This window comes from Paenibacillus alvei DSM 29, assembly GCF_000293805.1.
GTDB lineage: Bacteria > Bacillota > Bacilli > Paenibacillales > Paenibacillaceae > Paenibacillus_B > Paenibacillus_B alvei.
This window is the reverse complement of record NZ_AMBZ01000006.1, coordinates 273,984-289,479: the sequence shown is the minus strand read 5'-3', so window position 1 is coordinate 289,479 and position 15,496 is coordinate 273,984. Positions and strand designations below refer to the sequence as shown.

The window sequence follows — 15,496 nt, the reverse complement described above, 5'->3', positions numbered from 1 at the left end:
ACAAGGCATGAAAATCATTGATGCCCATATGCACCTATCTCATATCGAAGAATTCCATCGAACAGCTAGGCAATTATCGGGTGTAGATTATAGTGCAAATGGATTGCTGCAAGAATACGCAGACCATAATGTTGTGCTCGGAATTGGAATGGGGTTGGCAGAAACTAAGGCGGATGGGTTCCCGGACGCAGACGCAATAAATCCGATGATACTCGATATGGCAGATGATATGCCGGCTTCGATTGCTTACTGTATTGGCATTAATCCGTATCAATGTGATGAAGATTCGTGGAAGCGGGTTGAGCAGGAGCTTCAGAAGCCTAACGCCGTTGGATTGAAATTATATCTTGGCTACTATCCCTTCTATGCCTACGACCAAGTCTATGATCGCGTATACGAATTAGCGGCGAAATATGAGGTGCCGGTTGTATTTCATAGCGGTGATACCTACTCAGAAAGAGGGCTGTTGAAGTATTCACACCCATTAACGATAGATGAGGTTGCGGTTAAGCATCGGGAAGTGACGATGATGATGGCGCATTTCGGTGATCCATGGGTGCTGGATGGGGCCGAGGTTGTGTACAAGAACCGTAATGTGTATGCGGATTTGTCGGGACTGCTTGTAGGAGACTCAAGAAGGTTTGCCCGTTTGGATGAGGAGTCACCGTTGTTTTTCCAGCATTTGCGCCATGCCATCGTGTATTGTGACCATTATGATAAGCTGCTTTTCGGTACAGATTGGCCGCTTGCGCCGATTGGGACGTATATTGAATTTGTGAAGTCGATCATTCCCGAGAAATATCAAGAAAATGTATTTTATCACAACGCCTTACGGGTGTTTCCTAAGATTCTTCCGCTTGTTAGGTAATAGCACAAAAGCAAGGGGAAGAGACATGAACCCATACGAGTTGTTGAGGATGCGCATAGATTATCTTGTAAGGCTTCCACTCTTTAGTGGAATCCACTCACACTAGCAGAGGTAAAGGTGGTCGTCATCATGAGAACGTCTCGACGCAAAGGTACGACGCCGAAGCAAAAGTTGTCCGCCTCGCCTAAAGTTACCTCAAGAACTATCAGCAAGCCGGGCAGAACGAAAGCTTCTGCGCCTTACATGAATCAAAATGTATTTGGACTAACAGCCCCAACTGACCCCGCTGCATCATCGGTTGCTGTGAATCAGGAAGCGGCAGGCGATGCAACAGGCGGTCCTTATGCATCGTTCAATAGACAGTACGGAATCGACGATCTGATGAACACGTTCGGCAAAATTCAGAAGATGTTCGGCATGTTCCAGCAAGCGCGATCCATGTATAACACATTTCAATCGTTAATGGGCCCTATCGCGCTCACGAAAGGGACTCGTGCAAAAGCGGTCAGCCGGCGTCATTCTGGAAAGCGAGCGCGCAAATTGAACCCGTCGATTCAATCGCATTCATCTCGCAGCGCTGCAAGCACAGGACAACGGGCCGCACGCAAGTAGTGCAGCCCCTGTCTCCTTCTCCTTGCGACTCAATTCAGGCTGCGATATCACCTTGAGCCGATAAATAGAGTGCACACCAGCACATCAGCATGATTTCGAGATTCCCATTGATGGGTAATATATAGATATAGAACAGGGACAATGAGAAGGAGCCAGCCTTCTTTTGTCCCTGTTATCAAATATATGCTATACGTTAGTTCTGCGTTTTCTCTGGTTCCGGATACGTAATTCCGAATGTATTAACCGTAACCTTTTTCATTTTTGTTCCTTTTCAGGCTTGTCGTCAGCCCCTTTTGGCACATTCACGATCGCCTGAGCGGTCTCCATACCCTTGATTACTTTACCGAACGCTGCATAGTCCCCATCTAAGTGAGGTGCGTCTGCTACCATAATGAAGAACTGGGAGCCTGCTGAATTCGGATCTTGAGAGCGCGCCATAGATAGGACGCCTTCCGTATGCTTCAGATCATTTTCCACACCATTATTTGAAAATTCACCCTTAATGGAATAGCCAGGCCCACCTATGCCAATGCCTTGCGGGTCGCCGCCTTGAATCATAAATCCAGGAATGACACGATGGAAGATGGTTCCATCATAGAATCCTTTGTTTACAAGCGAGATAAAATTGTTCACGGTGTTAGGAGCCTTATCCGGATACAACTCAATTTCCATGCTGTCTCCGCTCTCCATCTCGATTGTGACGATTGGATTTTTGGAATTGGATGGTTTTTTGGTGTCTTCCTTTTCGTTTTTCGATGCTTGCTTATTGCTGTCTTGAGCCGTGTTTGTGGTGTCTGCCGCTCCATTTTGTTCAGAAGCCGGCTTGTTGCCGCAGCCAGCGACAATAAGCAGTACGGCAAGCATGAGGGTGAAGATTTGAATATAGCGTGTACGCTTCAACTACATAACCTCCTTGATTGTCCAGGCCCTTTTGCCATAGTCTCATTAACACATTACCACATATGAGCAGCGAAGCATAATCCTAAACAACTACGGAGACAATCAATAGGGCAAAAATCATCGTGGTTACTACCTTTAAGAAACCAATGAAATGGTGATGCTTCATAGCTGGATTAATAGACTTCATGCACATCAGTACATAATGTGTGGCGAAAGCGATATTAAAAATTCCGTAAATTGTCAGTGTTGTTCCAGTCTGTTGTATGCTATATTGGAAAATGTGTTCAAGAAGAATACATATGTCTACTGTATATGGACAATCAATTTGTTTTGTTTGCGTGGACAGGAAGGAGCGTAGATGATGAAAAAATTAGGATTATTTCCGCGCATTGTTATTGCGATCCTGCTCGGAATTGGCGCGGGGTTTATTATGCCAGATTGGTTTATACGCATATTTGCTACGTTTAATCATATATTCGGGCAATTTCTGAGCTTTCTCATACCGTTAATCATTCTTGGCTTTATTATCCCTGGCATAGGTGAGTTGGGACGCGGGGCGGGCAAGCTGCTCGGTATTACGGCGTTAATCGTTTATGTATCGACGGTTTTGTCAGGCATACTCGCTTACGTAGTATCGAAAACATCATTTCCGTGGCTGCTCTCAGGAGCATCCGGACTTAGAGCCAACAATCCAGAAGAGATGCTGCTAAAGAGCTTTTTCAAACTGGATATGCCGCCTGCATTCGATATTATGACTGCGCTGCTGTTATCGTTCGTCATTGGCGTCGGTATTACAATTTTAAAAACCAATGTGCTGCTTACGGCTTCGCTGGAGTTTAAAGAGATTATAGGCAAGGTAATTCATACGATTTTGATTCCGATGCTTCCGTTTCATATTGCGGGTATTTTTATGAACATGACGCAGGCTGGAGAGGTTGCCTTCATCTTGCAAGTATTCTTGAAAGTATTTATTATGATCTTAATTCTTCATTTTGTTGTCATAATCGGACAGTACACAATTGCGGGAATTTTAAACAAGCGCAACCCAATCTCGATGCTGCGTACGATGCTTCCAGCGTATTTTACCGCACTAGGTACGCAATCATCAGCAGCGACGATTCCTGTGACAATGTCTCAAGTGAAAAAGCTAGGCACTGATGAAGAGGTATCGAACTTTGTAGTGCCGCTGTGCGCTACAATTCATATTACCGGCTCTACCGTAACAATTACTTCAGTAGCCAGTGCGATCATGTATATTAACGGGGCATCATTGTCAGTAAGCACGATGCTGCCATTCATTTTCATGTTAGGCATATCCATGATTGCGGCACCAAGTGTGCCAGGTGGGGGCGTGATGGCGGCTGTCGGATTGTTTCAATCGATGCTTGGCTTCAACGAAGCAATGATCAGTCTGGCTATCGCGCTCTATATTGCACAAGACAGCTTCGGAACAGCTGCTAATGTGACAGGAGACGGAGCGATTGCACAGATCATTCACTCCTTCAAGCAGAGATTAAGATTGAATGAAAATACCAAAGAACAGACAATGGAGTAACGGTATAAGAACACGAATAGTGAGAAGGGACAGGCAACAGCTTGTCCCTTCTCTTTCTGTTTCCATCATGTGGTAATATATAGTAAGGCAGTAATGTCGCATCCTATTGAAAACAAATCTACCATGAGAAATACAGAGAAGGAGGATTTCACTACTATGAAGAGCAAGAGTTATCTGCCTATGATCAAAATGATCGTATCGATGTGTATTTTTGGCTCTATCGGATTTTTCTCAGAGCATACCGGTCTGCCTTCGATGGAGCTTGTCTTCGTCCGGTGCATCTGTGCATCTTTATTTTTGGGTCTCTGCTGGATCGCAACTGGACAATATCGGAGGGAAAAGTGGAGCAAGCGAGAATTGCTGCAAACGTTAGCGTGTGGCGTGTTTCTCGTTGGAAACTGGGTGTTCTTGTTCAAATCTTTTGAATGGATGTCCATTACGATAGCCATCTCGATTTATCATCTTGCCCCGGTCATTGTGGTGCTGATGGGCAGTATATTATTCAAAGAAAAGCTAACGGTATGGTCTGTATTGTCTGTTGGTATTTGTTTCGTAGGTACTGTTTTTGTTATCGGTATCGAGGGAGGGGCAAGTGCTGGCGAATTATTATCATCCGGAGTAGTATGGGCTTTGATGGCAGCCGTCTTTTATGCAATGACAACCTTGCTGGGCAAGGGAGTTGTCGAATTAAGCGGGTATGCGATTACGATTATACAAACGAGCCTAGGAATCGTGCTGCTGCTGCCATTCGTTGATATGTCTTCTTACTCTACATTAACAGCTGGCAATTGGTTTGCGATTGTAGCAACAGGCTTCATACATACGGGATTTGTTTATTTATTATTCTTTGACAGTTTGCGGGAACTGCCGACACGTATGATATCGGTACTGGTCTTTCTTGATCCTGCCGTCGCTATATTGTTGGACACGCTCATTACAGGTTTTCGGCCAACGACGCTGCAGATCGGAGGGATTTTGCTCATCTTCGCGGGAATGGCTTGCGCCATGATAAAGCCCAAAGAACAAGCGAAGCTTACTTGTGATTGAGCGAAGTTACGTAATTTGAAATCGGCTTATCATAGGGTCGTAGCAATGATTTGGGGAGCAATCAGTCGAAGGGAGCCCGTCTATATGGAAAAATTGTTGAAATGCTGGATGCGCCTTGTAATGAAGTGAGCTTCCCGACTAATTGCTTTATAGCCTCTTGTTCGACAACAACAGAATGACGTCCAATCCGTGATATGCTGAAATGTTCCACGAGTTCGTTAGGCTGCACGGACTCTGGGCGATCAATGATGCCGCTCCAGTAAGCAAGCCATCCAAGAAGATGCTCTGGGCGCGTGCTTGCCTGTCGAGCAGCAGCGATGGAAAGTGAACAATTCCTTTTGGATAAGCGATTGTTATAACTTGATGTCATTTCTCCGAGTACACCATCATGAAAGGACATAACTTTATTCGCGACTTTAAAGCGGTGCGAAGGCTGCTTATGTGCAGCGCGAATCGCTTGCGCTTCTATTGATACGCCTCTGCATGTACCTGGATAAGCGGAGCCTTCAGCAGCCAGACCATGAGGGGCGTGCGCGATAGACTGCAGTTCAGCCCGACTACAATAACAGGGATAGAGCCAATCATTCTCATGCAGCTTTTGCAAGGCCTCTTCATAGTAAGATTGGCGCAAGCTCTGTGTGTATGGTTCATATGGGCCGCCATTGTTACGCAGTACTAGCTCTCCATTTACACTTCGCATTTGCAGCCATGCCAATAATGCTGTCATTGCATTGCCAAGGTGCATTGATCCCGATGGAGTTGAGCGAACCTCCCTCTTCTAATCAACTTAATCACCATTTCCCGTCATTAAAATGTGTATGTGCCCTATCATATGGAAATCGTCCAAGCGCGTCGAGCGGTCAAGCTTGAGGCGAATCGTATTCTTTCAGTATTGACCACTGCTTCTCTCTACATGCCGCATGACAATCAGGATCAACCAGTTGGCTGCTTATTCCTCTAAAAAAAGATTGACAATCCCTGTTGAGCGTACTAATCTAACAATACTGATAATCATTATCAATTATAAGACTCGGGCAATAAGAAGGTGAAGCATGAAGAAGTTAGTTGTCGCGACGGTCATTATCTGTGCCGTGTTATGGTCAAGCTGCACGAATGTGGTGTTAGCACAACAATCTGACAGCTATGAACTCGCAAAGCAACTTGTATCAGCTGCCAAGACAGCGGTTGACGCGGCAAGCAGTTCTCACATTACAGAGGGGAATCTAGCTTTCCAAAAATTTAAGGAAGTATGGAATGACAGTAAACGAGCTGTAAAGAAAGAGAATTGGAAGGCAGCCAGCAAAATTGAATCGAGTATGGCGCTTGTTGCGAATCGCTTGCTGAATCATGATAGCAACGAGATGAAAGAGGGACTTGAACAGCTCTTGTCGACTGTAGAGACCTATGAGAAGAGCATTCTCGTAGCAAGAGCAAATAAAAGCAAAGGCGCCATGACGCTAAGTGAGTATGTAACATCACTCGAAACGACGAAGCAGCAGATTCAAGATGGAAAAATTGCGGAAGCAAAATCGAGCATTGAAATGCTGGTTCAATCTTGGCTTACGGTAGAGGCGGATGTAGTGACCCAATCGCAGCAGGTGTATAACGAGTCCGAGCAAAACTTAGGTCTGCTGCTGTCCTATGTGGACTCAAAGCCAGAGAAGGCAATCCGCACACTGCAGCAAATGATCGACAGCCTAACTCCATTGGAGAATAATGCTTACAATATGTGGGATGCGGCCTTGATCCCCATTCGTGAAGGCTTGGAGGCTCTTCTGGTCATTGGCTCCTTGCTGACGATTGCGAAGAAAACGAATGAACAGAAATCCTCCCGATGGGTATGGGGGGGAACCGTGCTTGGCTTAGCTGCCAGTCTTATTATTGGGCTGATCGTATCTTACGTGCTATCTGCGTCGATGTTTGGACAGAACAATTTTGTGCTGGCAGGTGTGTCTGGGGTATTTTCTTCACTGATGCTGCTCTATGTCGGGTACTGGCTGCATAGCAAATCCAATATAGAGAAGTGGAACAGCATGCTTCAGGAAAAGAAGAGGGAAGCGGTAAGCGGCAAAATAGTCTCCTTTGCGCTCATTGCTTTTTTTGCCGTTCTGCGTGAGGGATTGGAAACGGTCATTTTCTTGATCGGATTGACTGGAAAGTTGAGTACATTTGAACTGGTTAGCGGGCTGTTAACAGGCTTCGTGATTCTCTTGATTGTCGGTGTGCTGATCCTGAAGCTGGGTGTTCGAATACCGTTGAAGCCATTCTTCTTAATTTCCACAGTTATTGTTCTATATATGTGCCTTAAATTTATGGGAAGCGGCGTACATAGCTTACAGCTGGCAGGCCTGATTCCTTCCAGCATTTCAGACCATATGCCGACGATTTCGGCTTTGGGCGTATTCCCGTCGCTGTACAGTACAATTCCACAGCTTGTCATTATCTTGTTCATTCTTGGCATGCTGTTCATACCTAAGCGCAATCATTCATTATCGAGTAGAGAGGAACGAAGTCTATGAAGCGAATTCTATTATTAACAACAATTGCATGTACATTCTGGATGGCTGCAGGCTGCTCCAGCAGTTCAAGCACGGGTACTGATGGAGCGAATACTGGGAAGCAGGCCGTTCAAGAAAGTGCACAGGATTCTGGCATTACCAGTGAAATGAAGGACTCGGTTGATAAGCTCAATGGATTCATCGACAAACTGGAACAGGCTGTTAACGCCAATAAAATGGACGATGTCAAAAAGCAGGGCAAAGAAATGAACAGCTTTTGGCTTTCGTTCGAAAATGGGGTTCGCACGGAATTCCCGTTCGAGTATACGGAAATTGAGAAGCATCTTCAACCTATCTATATTGAAGCAGTTAAGGATGAACCGAATACAGAAACGATGAAGAAAGAGATACCATTGCTGAAGACGGCGCTGTCTGAGTTGGCTTCTGCGAAGAAGGGCAATAACAAAGCAAGTGAGCAGCTCCAAAAGGCTGCAGGCGAATATAAAGCATATGTACGGGAGCAAAGCAAAGAGCTTGTCTCGGCGACTAAGGCATTCACGGATGCAGTTATTAAAGGAGATATGAATGCTGCAAAGGAATTGTATCCGAAGGCACGTGTCTTCTATGAACGAATCGAGCCGATTGCGGAAAGCTTCGGTGACCTTGATCCAAGCATTGATGCACGTGAGAACGATGTAGAGGATATTGCGAAATGGGGAGGCTTCCACCGAATTGAGAAGGCTCTCTGGATCGAAAAGAAGTTGGAAGGTCAAACCAATGTGGCGAAGCAGCTTATGAAGGATGTAGCCCAGCTTGATGGCATGATCCAAAATGTGCAGCTTACACCGGAACAAATGGTTGCTGGCTCTATGGAATTGTTGAATGAGGCCGGCATCTCGAAAATTACTGGTGAGGAAGAGCGCTATTCTCGTATGGATTTGGTTGACTTAGCAGCCAATGTAGAGGGCTCCAAGGCAGTCTATTTGACAGTGAAGAGCGCGCTCGTAAGCTCACATTCAGATGTAACGGAAAAACTAGATAAGCAATTCGAAGAGTTCGAAATAGCATTGAACCAATATCGCCAAGGCGATTCTTTTATCGCCTATGATAAGCTTGAGGAGAAACAAATTCGCGATATGAGCCAGAAGCTCACTTCGTTGTCGCAGACGATGTCTCAAATTGCGAATGTGTTGTAAGAGGGGAATGACCAGCAATGGATGGAAAGCAATCAAGCAAGCTGAGTAGACGGGAAATGTTAAAACTTACGGCATTAACAGGAACGTCAGTTGCGCTTGGAGGACTAGGTGCGTTCAGTCTTCTGAAGCCTGAAGCAGGCAAACAGAAGGAGACAACCGAAGAAAGTAAGGAGTCAGAGAAGGGGATTTCCTTTTACGGGAAGCATCAGGCAGGCATCGCGACACCACAGCAATCATTTATGTACATGGCTGCACTCGATTTGACGACGAATCGCCGGAATGATGTCATCAAGCTGTTCCGGGATTGGACCAGTTTAAGCTATGTGTTGACGAAGGGGGAAGCTATTAGTACGAAGCAAGATAATAAGTACTTGCCGCCGATTGATACGGGAGAAGCATTGGACTTCTCATCCAGTCGTCTTACGATCACATTTGGTTTTGGTTCAAGCTTTTTCTTGAAGGACGGAGTAGATCGATATGGCTTAGCCAAGCATCAGCCGCGATTCTTAAAGACGCTCCCTTCATTTGCGAATGAGGAACTTCATCCTGAGCATAGTGATGGCGATTTGTGCATACAGGTATGCGCAGATAATCAGCAGGTCGCATTTCATGCAATACGCAATTTAACACGCAATGCACTTGGCCTTGCAACCGTCAGATGGATGCAGCATGGTTTCCTTGGCATGAAGGAAGGGAGAACGCCTCGCAATCTATTTGGCTTTAAGGATGGGACGGCCAATATCGATACGAGCAAGGATATGGAGATGGAACGGGTTGTGTGGGCAGGGCAGGATGAGCCAGAATGGATGAGCGGCGGTTCTTATATGGCCTACAGAAAGATTAAGATGTTTCTAGAAATTTGGGATCGTTCTTCGTTGCAGGATCAAGAGGATACCTTCGGAAGGTATAAATACTCTGGAGCTCCCTATGGCCGTGCCAATGAATTCGATTCGGTTGATATGAGTGCACAGCCTGAAAACTCGCATGTTCGATTAGCAAAAGGAACCGGACAGGAGATTGTGAGAAGAGCTTATTCTTACACAGGCGAATTGGACATAAAGACGGGCTATTCGGACGCAGGCCTGCTGTTTATCAGTTATCAGCAAAATCCATACAAACAGCTTGTCCCTATGTTAAAAATCCTAGGGCAGAAGGATAAGATGAACGAGTATACGAAGACGGTGGCAAGCGCATTATTTGCAATGCCAGGAGGGTGCGCACAAGGACAGTATATCGCTCAGGCATTATTTGAATCGTAATTAATCAAAAAGCAGACGGTAGAGGAACAACCCCGGCAGCAACAGCCGGGGTTGTTGGTGTGGTTAGAAACCGAAACCGCAACCCCAAGAACGGCTAATGATGACGAGCAAAATGAAGAGAACAAGAATTACGCCAATGCTAGTGAAACCTCCACAAAAGCCTCCAACTGGACCACATACTTCAGACATGTTCATTGGCTCCTTTCATCATGCATTTATCTTACGTTATATGTGTATGTAGGTTAGGAGCACGCTGACTAGACGAATAAGGGGAAGGAAACGCCTAATTTATATGCATTCTAGTCATTTGACAAGTCGTGGAGCATGGAACATAATAGCTCTATTGTCCTATTATCCATAGACATAATGATGAATGCCGATAGACATGGGGGAAGAGTTGTGATTCAAGGATGATGAGTTGGCTTTACTTAATTGGTGCGATTACACTGGAGATTATCGGAACGATTTCAATGAAGATGTCGAATGGCTTTACAAGGCCAATACCGTCCGTTCTGATGATTGTCTGCTATCTGCTCGCATTTACGAGCTTGAATTTTTCACTAAAGCAGATTAATGTTAGTGTTGCATATGCTATATGGTCTGGTATGGGAACTGCTGCGATCGCAGTTATCGGATATTATTTCTTCTCTGAGTCAATGTCTTGGATTAAGGTTATCTCTATCCTGCTCATTATTCTCGGCGTAATTGGGTTGAATTTGCAGGGTGGAGGTCATGAAAGCAGTCAATCTGATGCAGTGAGGCCAGCACTCGAAGCGGATGCAAAACTGAACCGGACAGAGGGAGCGCCTATTGCCATGGAGGACGAGATAAGCGGCCCCGAACAAGGTGAGCAGCATCGTGTTCAAGGCTAGATAGAAGGCGCTTAGATAGGTGTCTGGTGACAAGTGGACTGCCAATGGCCAATCTTTGTTGATGAGAATGATGCCGATTCCGTATTGCGCACGAAGTTGCTGGAGAACAATAGTTTTTTACTCCGAATGCGGAACTAAATCAGATGCTCTTAGCGACATTTCTTGCTACGAAAGTTGAGCTTTTGAGAATCATATGACCCGAGAGAGGGACACGTTAATACAAGTGCCCTCTCTCGGGTTCTTTGCGTCTAACCGTCTTTGAAAGATACTGCCCGCTTGCTGTAGGCTGATTGATAAGAACAACGAATATTGCTCGATGGAATTTACAACCGTTATGGGCTTGGGCCTTTATTCCGTCAACATTAATCAAGGTGCGGAGTGACAAGGTACAGGCAACTAGAGCGGATCTTACCGAACGGTACATCAATATTGTTCATGGCTCCCTCCTGCTTAAGTTGGATGCTCATCGCATTGGAAGGCATTATATCCCTTGAGAGGGGTAACTATGTTAACATGATAAATATATGTATTTTTAAGGTGGTGGGGAAATGGCATCGGATGCACTATTGACATTAAAGGAAGTTACGAAGAAATATGGTGATCGAGTTGTTTTGTCGGATATTTCGCTAAATATTAAGCAAGGAGAATGTATCATATTAAGAGGAAGCAATGGATCAGGCAAAAGCACGCTGCTTCGAATTGTGACCGGATTAATTCCATTCACGTCGGGCCAACGAGTACTGAAGCATTCAAAAGTAGTGATCGGGTATACGCCCGATCGGTTGTCAAAATTAAGGATGACATCAACGGAATACCTGACCCACATGGGCAAAATATCAAATGTACCAAGAAATGATCTTCAAGAGCGCATTAAGGAGCTGCACACGTTTTTTAATCTCGAACAAAGCCAAAGCGTAAAGATGACTCATTTCTCGAAAGGGATGCTGCAAAAAGTTAACTTAATGCAGGCTACGATCAATAGTCCGGATCTGCTTGTGTTGGATGAACCTTTCTCTGGTCTGGACAAAGAATCGATCGAGCATTTGCTTGCTTCCCTGACAACAATAAAAGCAAACGGAACATCTATTTTAGCTGCTGTTCATGATCCTTTACTTGCAACTCAATTAGAAAGTCGTATCTATTGGATTCAACAAGGCAGGTTAAGGGAGGAACGTATCGAAGCTTCTCAACGTCCGTGCACTACATTTTTCGAGCTTGAATGTGTTTTAACTAAGGGAGCACTTGGCCACCTAACGAGTCTTTTTCCACAGGTTACTTGGAAAGATGAAAATGGGCGGATTACATTTATCATTATGCAAAAGGATTATCATGGTTTTATGATAGAATTCGTACATAGAGGCGTAGAGATCATCACCTTACAACGAAAGGAGATGGCCCACTCATGATTTCTATGTTTTCGTTTTTACATACCTGTTTTATGCGCTCCTATCGATATGGACCGCCTACTTTTGTTTTATCCTTGGAATCTTTTTGTTTATAGTGTAGTACCTAATCCAGTAATGGAAAGCTATGCGTTTTCTACATCATTTCTATTTGTTGTTGCATGCGTATTATGCTATACAATCATTGATCTCGAGACACCTAGCCAAGAAGCAGTGACGATGATACACTCCGGCAGCTTATATCGTCTTTATTTATCAAAATTATTATATAGCTGGATCTTTACTATTCCACTTGCCCTATACGCAGTACTGTTTCCGGCGATCTTTCACAAATTTGATAGGAATCCTAGCTTTGAAGAATTATTCATGTCTTTACTCTATCATTTATCTATATCCTGGCTAGCAGTTTCGTTAACCTGCTGGTTTAGTTCGAAATTCATTCGTTCGCGTGTAACGTCTTTCCTAATGCTAAGTCTTTTAGTCGTTATTACGTTTAGTGCAACACCGCTCGAAAATCTATTACCAGAGAGGCTGAAATATGCAATTTTACTATTCCCGCCCGTAAACAAAACGCTAAATGTTCTATCTGATTATGACGATACGGAATTTTTTGTAAAAATATCGGCGATTGGAGCATCACTACTTTACGGGATCATGATAGGTGCTTTATTCTTATTTGTACTTAATAAACGTAAACTAGATTCACCATAAGAAAGAAATGCACATCATTTTTTGCTGTATATTTTATGTTGACCATAATAATGAATTAAAGCAGTTATCGGCGAGATTTCTCGTCATGATAGCTGCTTTTTTTAGTATGCAGAAATTCCAAGCAGATGCAATTATGCTTCAAAGGCAATGAAAAAAAGGATTTGACAAGGTGGATCAGGGTGAAGTAGTATTGAATTCGACCAATAGGTCAGTAATAAAACTTATGGGTTCTAAAGAGGAGTTGAAGGGATTGTCTGAATCAACACAAAGATCAGGTTCACTTGTCATTCTGATGATTAACATGTTCATTGCGATGGTAGGGATGGGACTCATTATCCCCATATTGCCCAAATATGTAACTGAGTTCGGAGCTACTGGGCAAGCGATGGGATATCTCGTTGCAGCTTTCGGGCTAACACAGTTCCTGTTCTCGCCAATCGCAGGAGAGATGTCGGACAAATATGGGAGGAAGCTGCCTATTGTGGCAGGAATCGGGTTGTTCACGATTTCGCAGATCATGTTCGGGATTGCAGAGGAAATGTGGATGTTATATGCCTCTCGTCTGCTTGGAGGGATTTCAGCAGCATTGATGACACCTCCTATGATGGCTTATGTGGCGGATATCACGACAGAAGAGAAACGTGGGAAGGGACTTGGACTGCTTATGGCATCTATGACGCTCGGTGTAGTCATAGGACCAGGAATAGGCGGTATGTTGGCGGATTACGGAATACGTATCCCATTCTACACGGCAGCTGCACTTGCTGGAGTTTCAACAGCAGTCACTTTGTTATTCTTGCCTGAATCGCTGTCGATGGAAGAGCGCATGCGAGCCAGAAGCAGTCATAAGAAGCAAGATAACCTTCTTCGGCAGATGGCAGCTTCAATGAAAGCGCCATACTTTATGCTTTTGGTGCTCGTGCTCTCCTTAACGTTTGGACTGCAAAATTTTGAAGCGATATTTGGCTTGTATGTGGATGTGAAATATGGATTTACACCAAAGGATATCTCACTCATGATTACGCTAGGAGCTATTATCGGAGTGATATGCCAAGCCGTGCTAATCGAACGCTTGCTTCGAAAGTTCGGAGAAAAGAAGGTTCTGCTCGCCATGTTCGGTCTTTCGGGGATAAGTATGATTTTGCTTTTGTTCGTATCGAATTATTTCCTCATATTATTTGTTACAATGCTGTTCTTTGTGGCGACTTCAATCGTTCGTCCGGCTATCAATACATTGCTATCGAAAATGGCAGGGGATGAACAGGGGTTTGTCGCAGGAATGAACAATGCTTACATGAGTCTTGGCAACATTATTGGGCCGGCAATCGCAGGGATACTGTTTGACATTCATGTCCAAATCCCATATGCTTTCGGAGCAATCGTGTTATTCGCGAGCGCAGGCATGCTGGTAAGCTGGAAGCAGGATGCCGCATATTCGACAGCGTCAAAGCATAGTAAAGATGCGAAGGCACTATAATAGCCCTGGTCATCATACAGCGACATCTGAAAAGATCTCCATGTTTATAGGTTATTGCTCCCGTGGTTGCAGGTAACAGCCACTTTTGTTATGATGGTGGGAACTTATTAGTCATACTGGGAACTCAATGGAATGATGTCATGGAGGACATTTACATGGAAGAACTTATGCCAGAAAAGAAGAAGCAAATCCTATTATCTGCCATGAAATTGTTTGCGTCCAAGGGCTTTATGCAAACAACGATGCAGGAAGTCGCCTCTTTTTGCAAAATGTCGAAAGGGAGCGTGTATCAGTACTATAGCTCTAAGGATGAACTGCTGCTGACTATTTTTGAATATCAAGCGAAGCTGCTGCAAGATCGCATGCAATTGATGGAACGGGAGAATCAGCTTAATCCGCGTGATCGGTTAGTCAGCAAGATTGAGATCTATCTGCATATCTGGAACGAGCATCCAGAGCTTGTTAAGATGCAGATGCGGGACAATACAGAGCATGCAGCAAGCCAAGAGCTACGCGAATTTATGCAGAAGATAAGCAAGTACAATCTTGATACGCTTACGGAGTCCTTGCACGAAATTTACGGGGAACCATTTACTCCTTATGCGCTGGATGCTGCCACCTTGCTGAGCAGTTTAATTTTCACCTATATGTACATGAGGTTATTTGATCATGTTCCGATTGAGATAGAGCGGTTAAGCAGATATCTCGTAAGCAGCATGGATTATTTGGCTGAGGGGCTGTTGAAATATCGGCCTGAACCGCTGCTGAATGGCAGCATGTTCGACTTATGGAACGAAGATCAAATGAAGATGAAGAACCTGCATCCGCTTGTACTTGTAAAGCAATTGCGGGAGGTTGTAGACAACGCGGCAGATGGTTCGAAGGAAGGATTGAATAAGCAGGATATCCTCGATTCGATTCTCGTTCTCGAAGAAGAATTGCTTCAGGTACGTCCACGCAAGGTAATCTTGCTTGGAATGTTGTCCAATTTGAAAGTAATCGCGACAAGAACTCCGTTATACGATCACTTGCGTCAATCGATTCATAGTACATTCGGTTATACCCAGGGCACTCTTCGCTAATTCGCGAGAGTGCTTC

14 protein-coding genes and 1 pseudogene are annotated in these 15,496 nt (G+C 44.5%); 12 read left to right on the top strand and 3 right to left on the bottom strand.

The window, feature by feature from the left end; genetic code table 11:
* The first annotated feature begins 7 nt into the window (after positions 1-7).
* On the top strand, positions 8-868 hold the full coding sequence (locus PAV_RS20570) for an amidohydrolase family protein (protein ID WP_005549507.1): 861 nt from the start codon (positions 8-10) through the stop codon (positions 866-868).
* 129 nt (positions 869-997) lie between these two features.
* Complete coding sequence (locus PAV_RS20565) at positions 998-1,480, top strand: hypothetical protein (protein WP_005549505.1); 483 nt, start codon at positions 998-1,000, stop codon at positions 1,478-1,480.
* 193 nt (positions 1,481-1,673) lie between these two features.
* Here PAV_RS20565 and PAV_RS20560 read toward each other — a convergent pair.
* Positions 1,674-2,344 (bottom strand): annotated as a pseudogene (locus tag PAV_RS20560) (peptidylprolyl isomerase).
* A 397-nt stretch (positions 2,345-2,741) separates the two neighbouring features.
* On the opposite strand from PAV_RS20560, the gene PAV_RS20555 reads away from it, so the two are divergent.
* Both PAV_RS20555 and PAV_RS20550 read left to right on the top strand, forming a co-directional pair.
* Entirely contained in the window at positions 2,742-3,935 is a 1,194-nt protein-coding gene (locus PAV_RS20555; protein ID WP_005549501.1) for a dicarboxylate/amino acid:cation symporter, read from the top strand.
* 156 nt (positions 3,936-4,091) lie between these two features.
* Positions 4,092-4,982 carry a DMT family transporter gene (locus PAV_RS20550; RefSeq protein WP_005549500.1) on the top strand — a complete coding sequence of 297 codons (891 nt, stop codon included), beginning with the start codon at positions 4,092-4,094 and terminating at the stop codon, positions 4,980-4,982.
* A 61-nt stretch (positions 4,983-5,043) separates the two neighbouring features.
* On the opposite strand, the gene PAV_RS20545 is transcribed toward PAV_RS20550, so the two are convergent.
* Positions 5,044-5,709 (bottom strand): glutamate--tRNA ligase family protein, encoded by a 666-nt coding sequence (locus PAV_RS20545; RefSeq protein ID WP_306416472.1) that lies wholly within the window; start codon positions 5,707-5,709, stop codon positions 5,044-5,046.
* 105 nt (positions 5,710-5,814) lie between these two features.
* On the opposite strand from PAV_RS20545, the gene PAV_RS36945 reads away from it, so the two are divergent.
* From PAV_RS36945 to efeB, 4 genes are all read left to right on the top strand, one after another.
* The gene (locus PAV_RS36945; protein ID WP_268593605.1) at positions 5,815-5,943 is read left to right on the top strand and encodes a hypothetical protein; all 129 of its coding nucleotides are present in this window, start codon (positions 5,815-5,817) and stop codon (positions 5,941-5,943) included.
* Positions 5,944-6,034: 91 nt separating this feature from the next.
* Positions 6,035-7,501, top strand: coding sequence for an FTR1 family iron permease (locus PAV_RS20540; RefSeq protein WP_005549497.1), 1,467 nt, complete (start codon positions 6,035-6,037; stop codon positions 7,499-7,501).
* On the top strand, positions 7,498-8,676 hold the full coding sequence (efeO, locus tag PAV_RS20535; protein WP_005549495.1) for an iron uptake system protein EfeO: 1,179 nt from the start codon (positions 7,498-7,500) through the stop codon (positions 8,674-8,676). Before PAV_RS20540 ends, efeO begins: the two co-directional genes overlap by 4 nt.
* A 17-nt stretch (positions 8,677-8,693) precedes the next feature.
* Entirely contained in the window at positions 8,694-9,935 is a 1,242-nt protein-coding gene (gene efeB, locus PAV_RS20530) for an iron uptake transporter deferrochelatase/peroxidase subunit (protein ID WP_005549494.1), read from the top strand.
* Positions 9,936-9,998: 63 nt separating this feature from the next.
* Here efeB and PAV_RS36395 read toward each other — a convergent pair whose 3' ends face one another.
* Entirely contained in the window at positions 9,999-10,124 is a 126-nt protein-coding gene (locus tag PAV_RS36395) for a hypothetical protein (protein WP_005549493.1), read from the bottom strand.
* A gap of 221 nt (positions 10,125-10,345) precedes the next feature.
* Here PAV_RS36395 and PAV_RS20525 point away from each other — a divergent pair, with 221 nt between their 5' ends.
* The 4 genes from PAV_RS20525 (at position 10,346) to PAV_RS20505 (ending at position 15,480) form a co-directional block, all read left to right on the top strand.
* Positions 10,346-10,807: a DMT family transporter gene (locus PAV_RS20525; RefSeq protein WP_005549492.1), complete on the top strand. Its 462-nt coding sequence runs from the start codon at positions 10,346-10,348 to the stop codon at positions 10,805-10,807.
* A gap of 548 nt (positions 10,808-11,355) precedes the next feature.
* Positions 11,356-12,213, top strand: coding sequence for an ATP-binding cassette domain-containing protein (locus tag PAV_RS20520; protein ID WP_005549491.1), 858 nt, complete (start codon positions 11,356-11,358; stop codon positions 12,211-12,213).
* A 958-nt stretch (positions 12,214-13,171) separates the two neighbouring features.
* Positions 13,172-14,398 carry an MFS transporter gene (locus PAV_RS20510; protein WP_040736352.1) on the top strand — a complete coding sequence of 409 codons (1,227 nt, stop codon included), beginning with the start codon at positions 13,172-13,174 and terminating at the stop codon, positions 14,396-14,398.
* 155 nt (positions 14,399-14,553) lie between these two features.
* Complete coding sequence (locus PAV_RS20505) at positions 14,554-15,480, top strand: TetR/AcrR family transcriptional regulator (protein ID WP_005549488.1); 927 nt, start codon at positions 14,554-14,556, stop codon at positions 15,478-15,480.
* Positions 15,481-15,496 lie beyond the last annotated feature (16 nt).

Bases quoted from the DNA above. Each gene is read 5' to 3' on its own strand.
- PAV_RS20570 (WP_005549507.1), top strand. From the start codon at position 8: ATGAAAATCATTGATGCCCATATGCACCTATCTCATATCGAAGAATTC.
- PAV_RS20565 (WP_005549505.1), top strand. From the start codon at position 998: ATGAGAACGTCTCGACGCAAAGGTACGACGCCGAAGCAAAAGTTGTCC.
- PAV_RS20555 (WP_005549501.1), top strand. From the start codon at position 2,742: ATGAAAAAATTAGGATTATTTCCGCGCATTGTTATTGCGATCCTGCTC.
- PAV_RS20550 (WP_005549500.1), top strand. From the start codon at position 4,092: ATGAAGAGCAAGAGTTATCTGCCTATGATCAAAATGATCGTATCGATG.
- PAV_RS20545 (WP_306416472.1), bottom strand. From the start codon at position 5,709: ATGACAGCATTATTGGCATGGCTGCAAATGCGAAGTGTAAATGGAGAG.
- PAV_RS36945 (WP_268593605.1), top strand. From the start codon at position 5,815: ATGGAAATCGTCCAAGCGCGTCGAGCGGTCAAGCTTGAGGCGAATCGT.
- PAV_RS20540 (WP_005549497.1), top strand. From the start codon at position 6,035: ATGAAGAAGTTAGTTGTCGCGACGGTCATTATCTGTGCCGTGTTATGG.
- efeO (WP_005549495.1), top strand. From the start codon at position 7,498: ATGAAGCGAATTCTATTATTAACAACAATTGCATGTACATTCTGGATG.
- efeB (WP_005549494.1), top strand. From the start codon at position 8,694: ATGGATGGAAAGCAATCAAGCAAGCTGAGTAGACGGGAAATGTTAAAA.
- PAV_RS36395 (WP_005549493.1), bottom strand. From the start codon at position 10,124: ATGTCTGAAGTATGTGGTCCAGTTGGAGGCTTTTGTGGAGGTTTCACT.
- PAV_RS20525 (WP_005549492.1), top strand. From the start codon at position 10,346: ATGATGAGTTGGCTTTACTTAATTGGTGCGATTACACTGGAGATTATC.
- PAV_RS20520 (WP_005549491.1), top strand. From the start codon at position 11,356: ATGGCATCGGATGCACTATTGACATTAAAGGAAGTTACGAAGAAATAT.
- PAV_RS20505 (WP_005549488.1), top strand. From the start codon at position 14,554: ATGGAAGAACTTATGCCAGAAAAGAAGAAGCAAATCCTATTATCTGCC.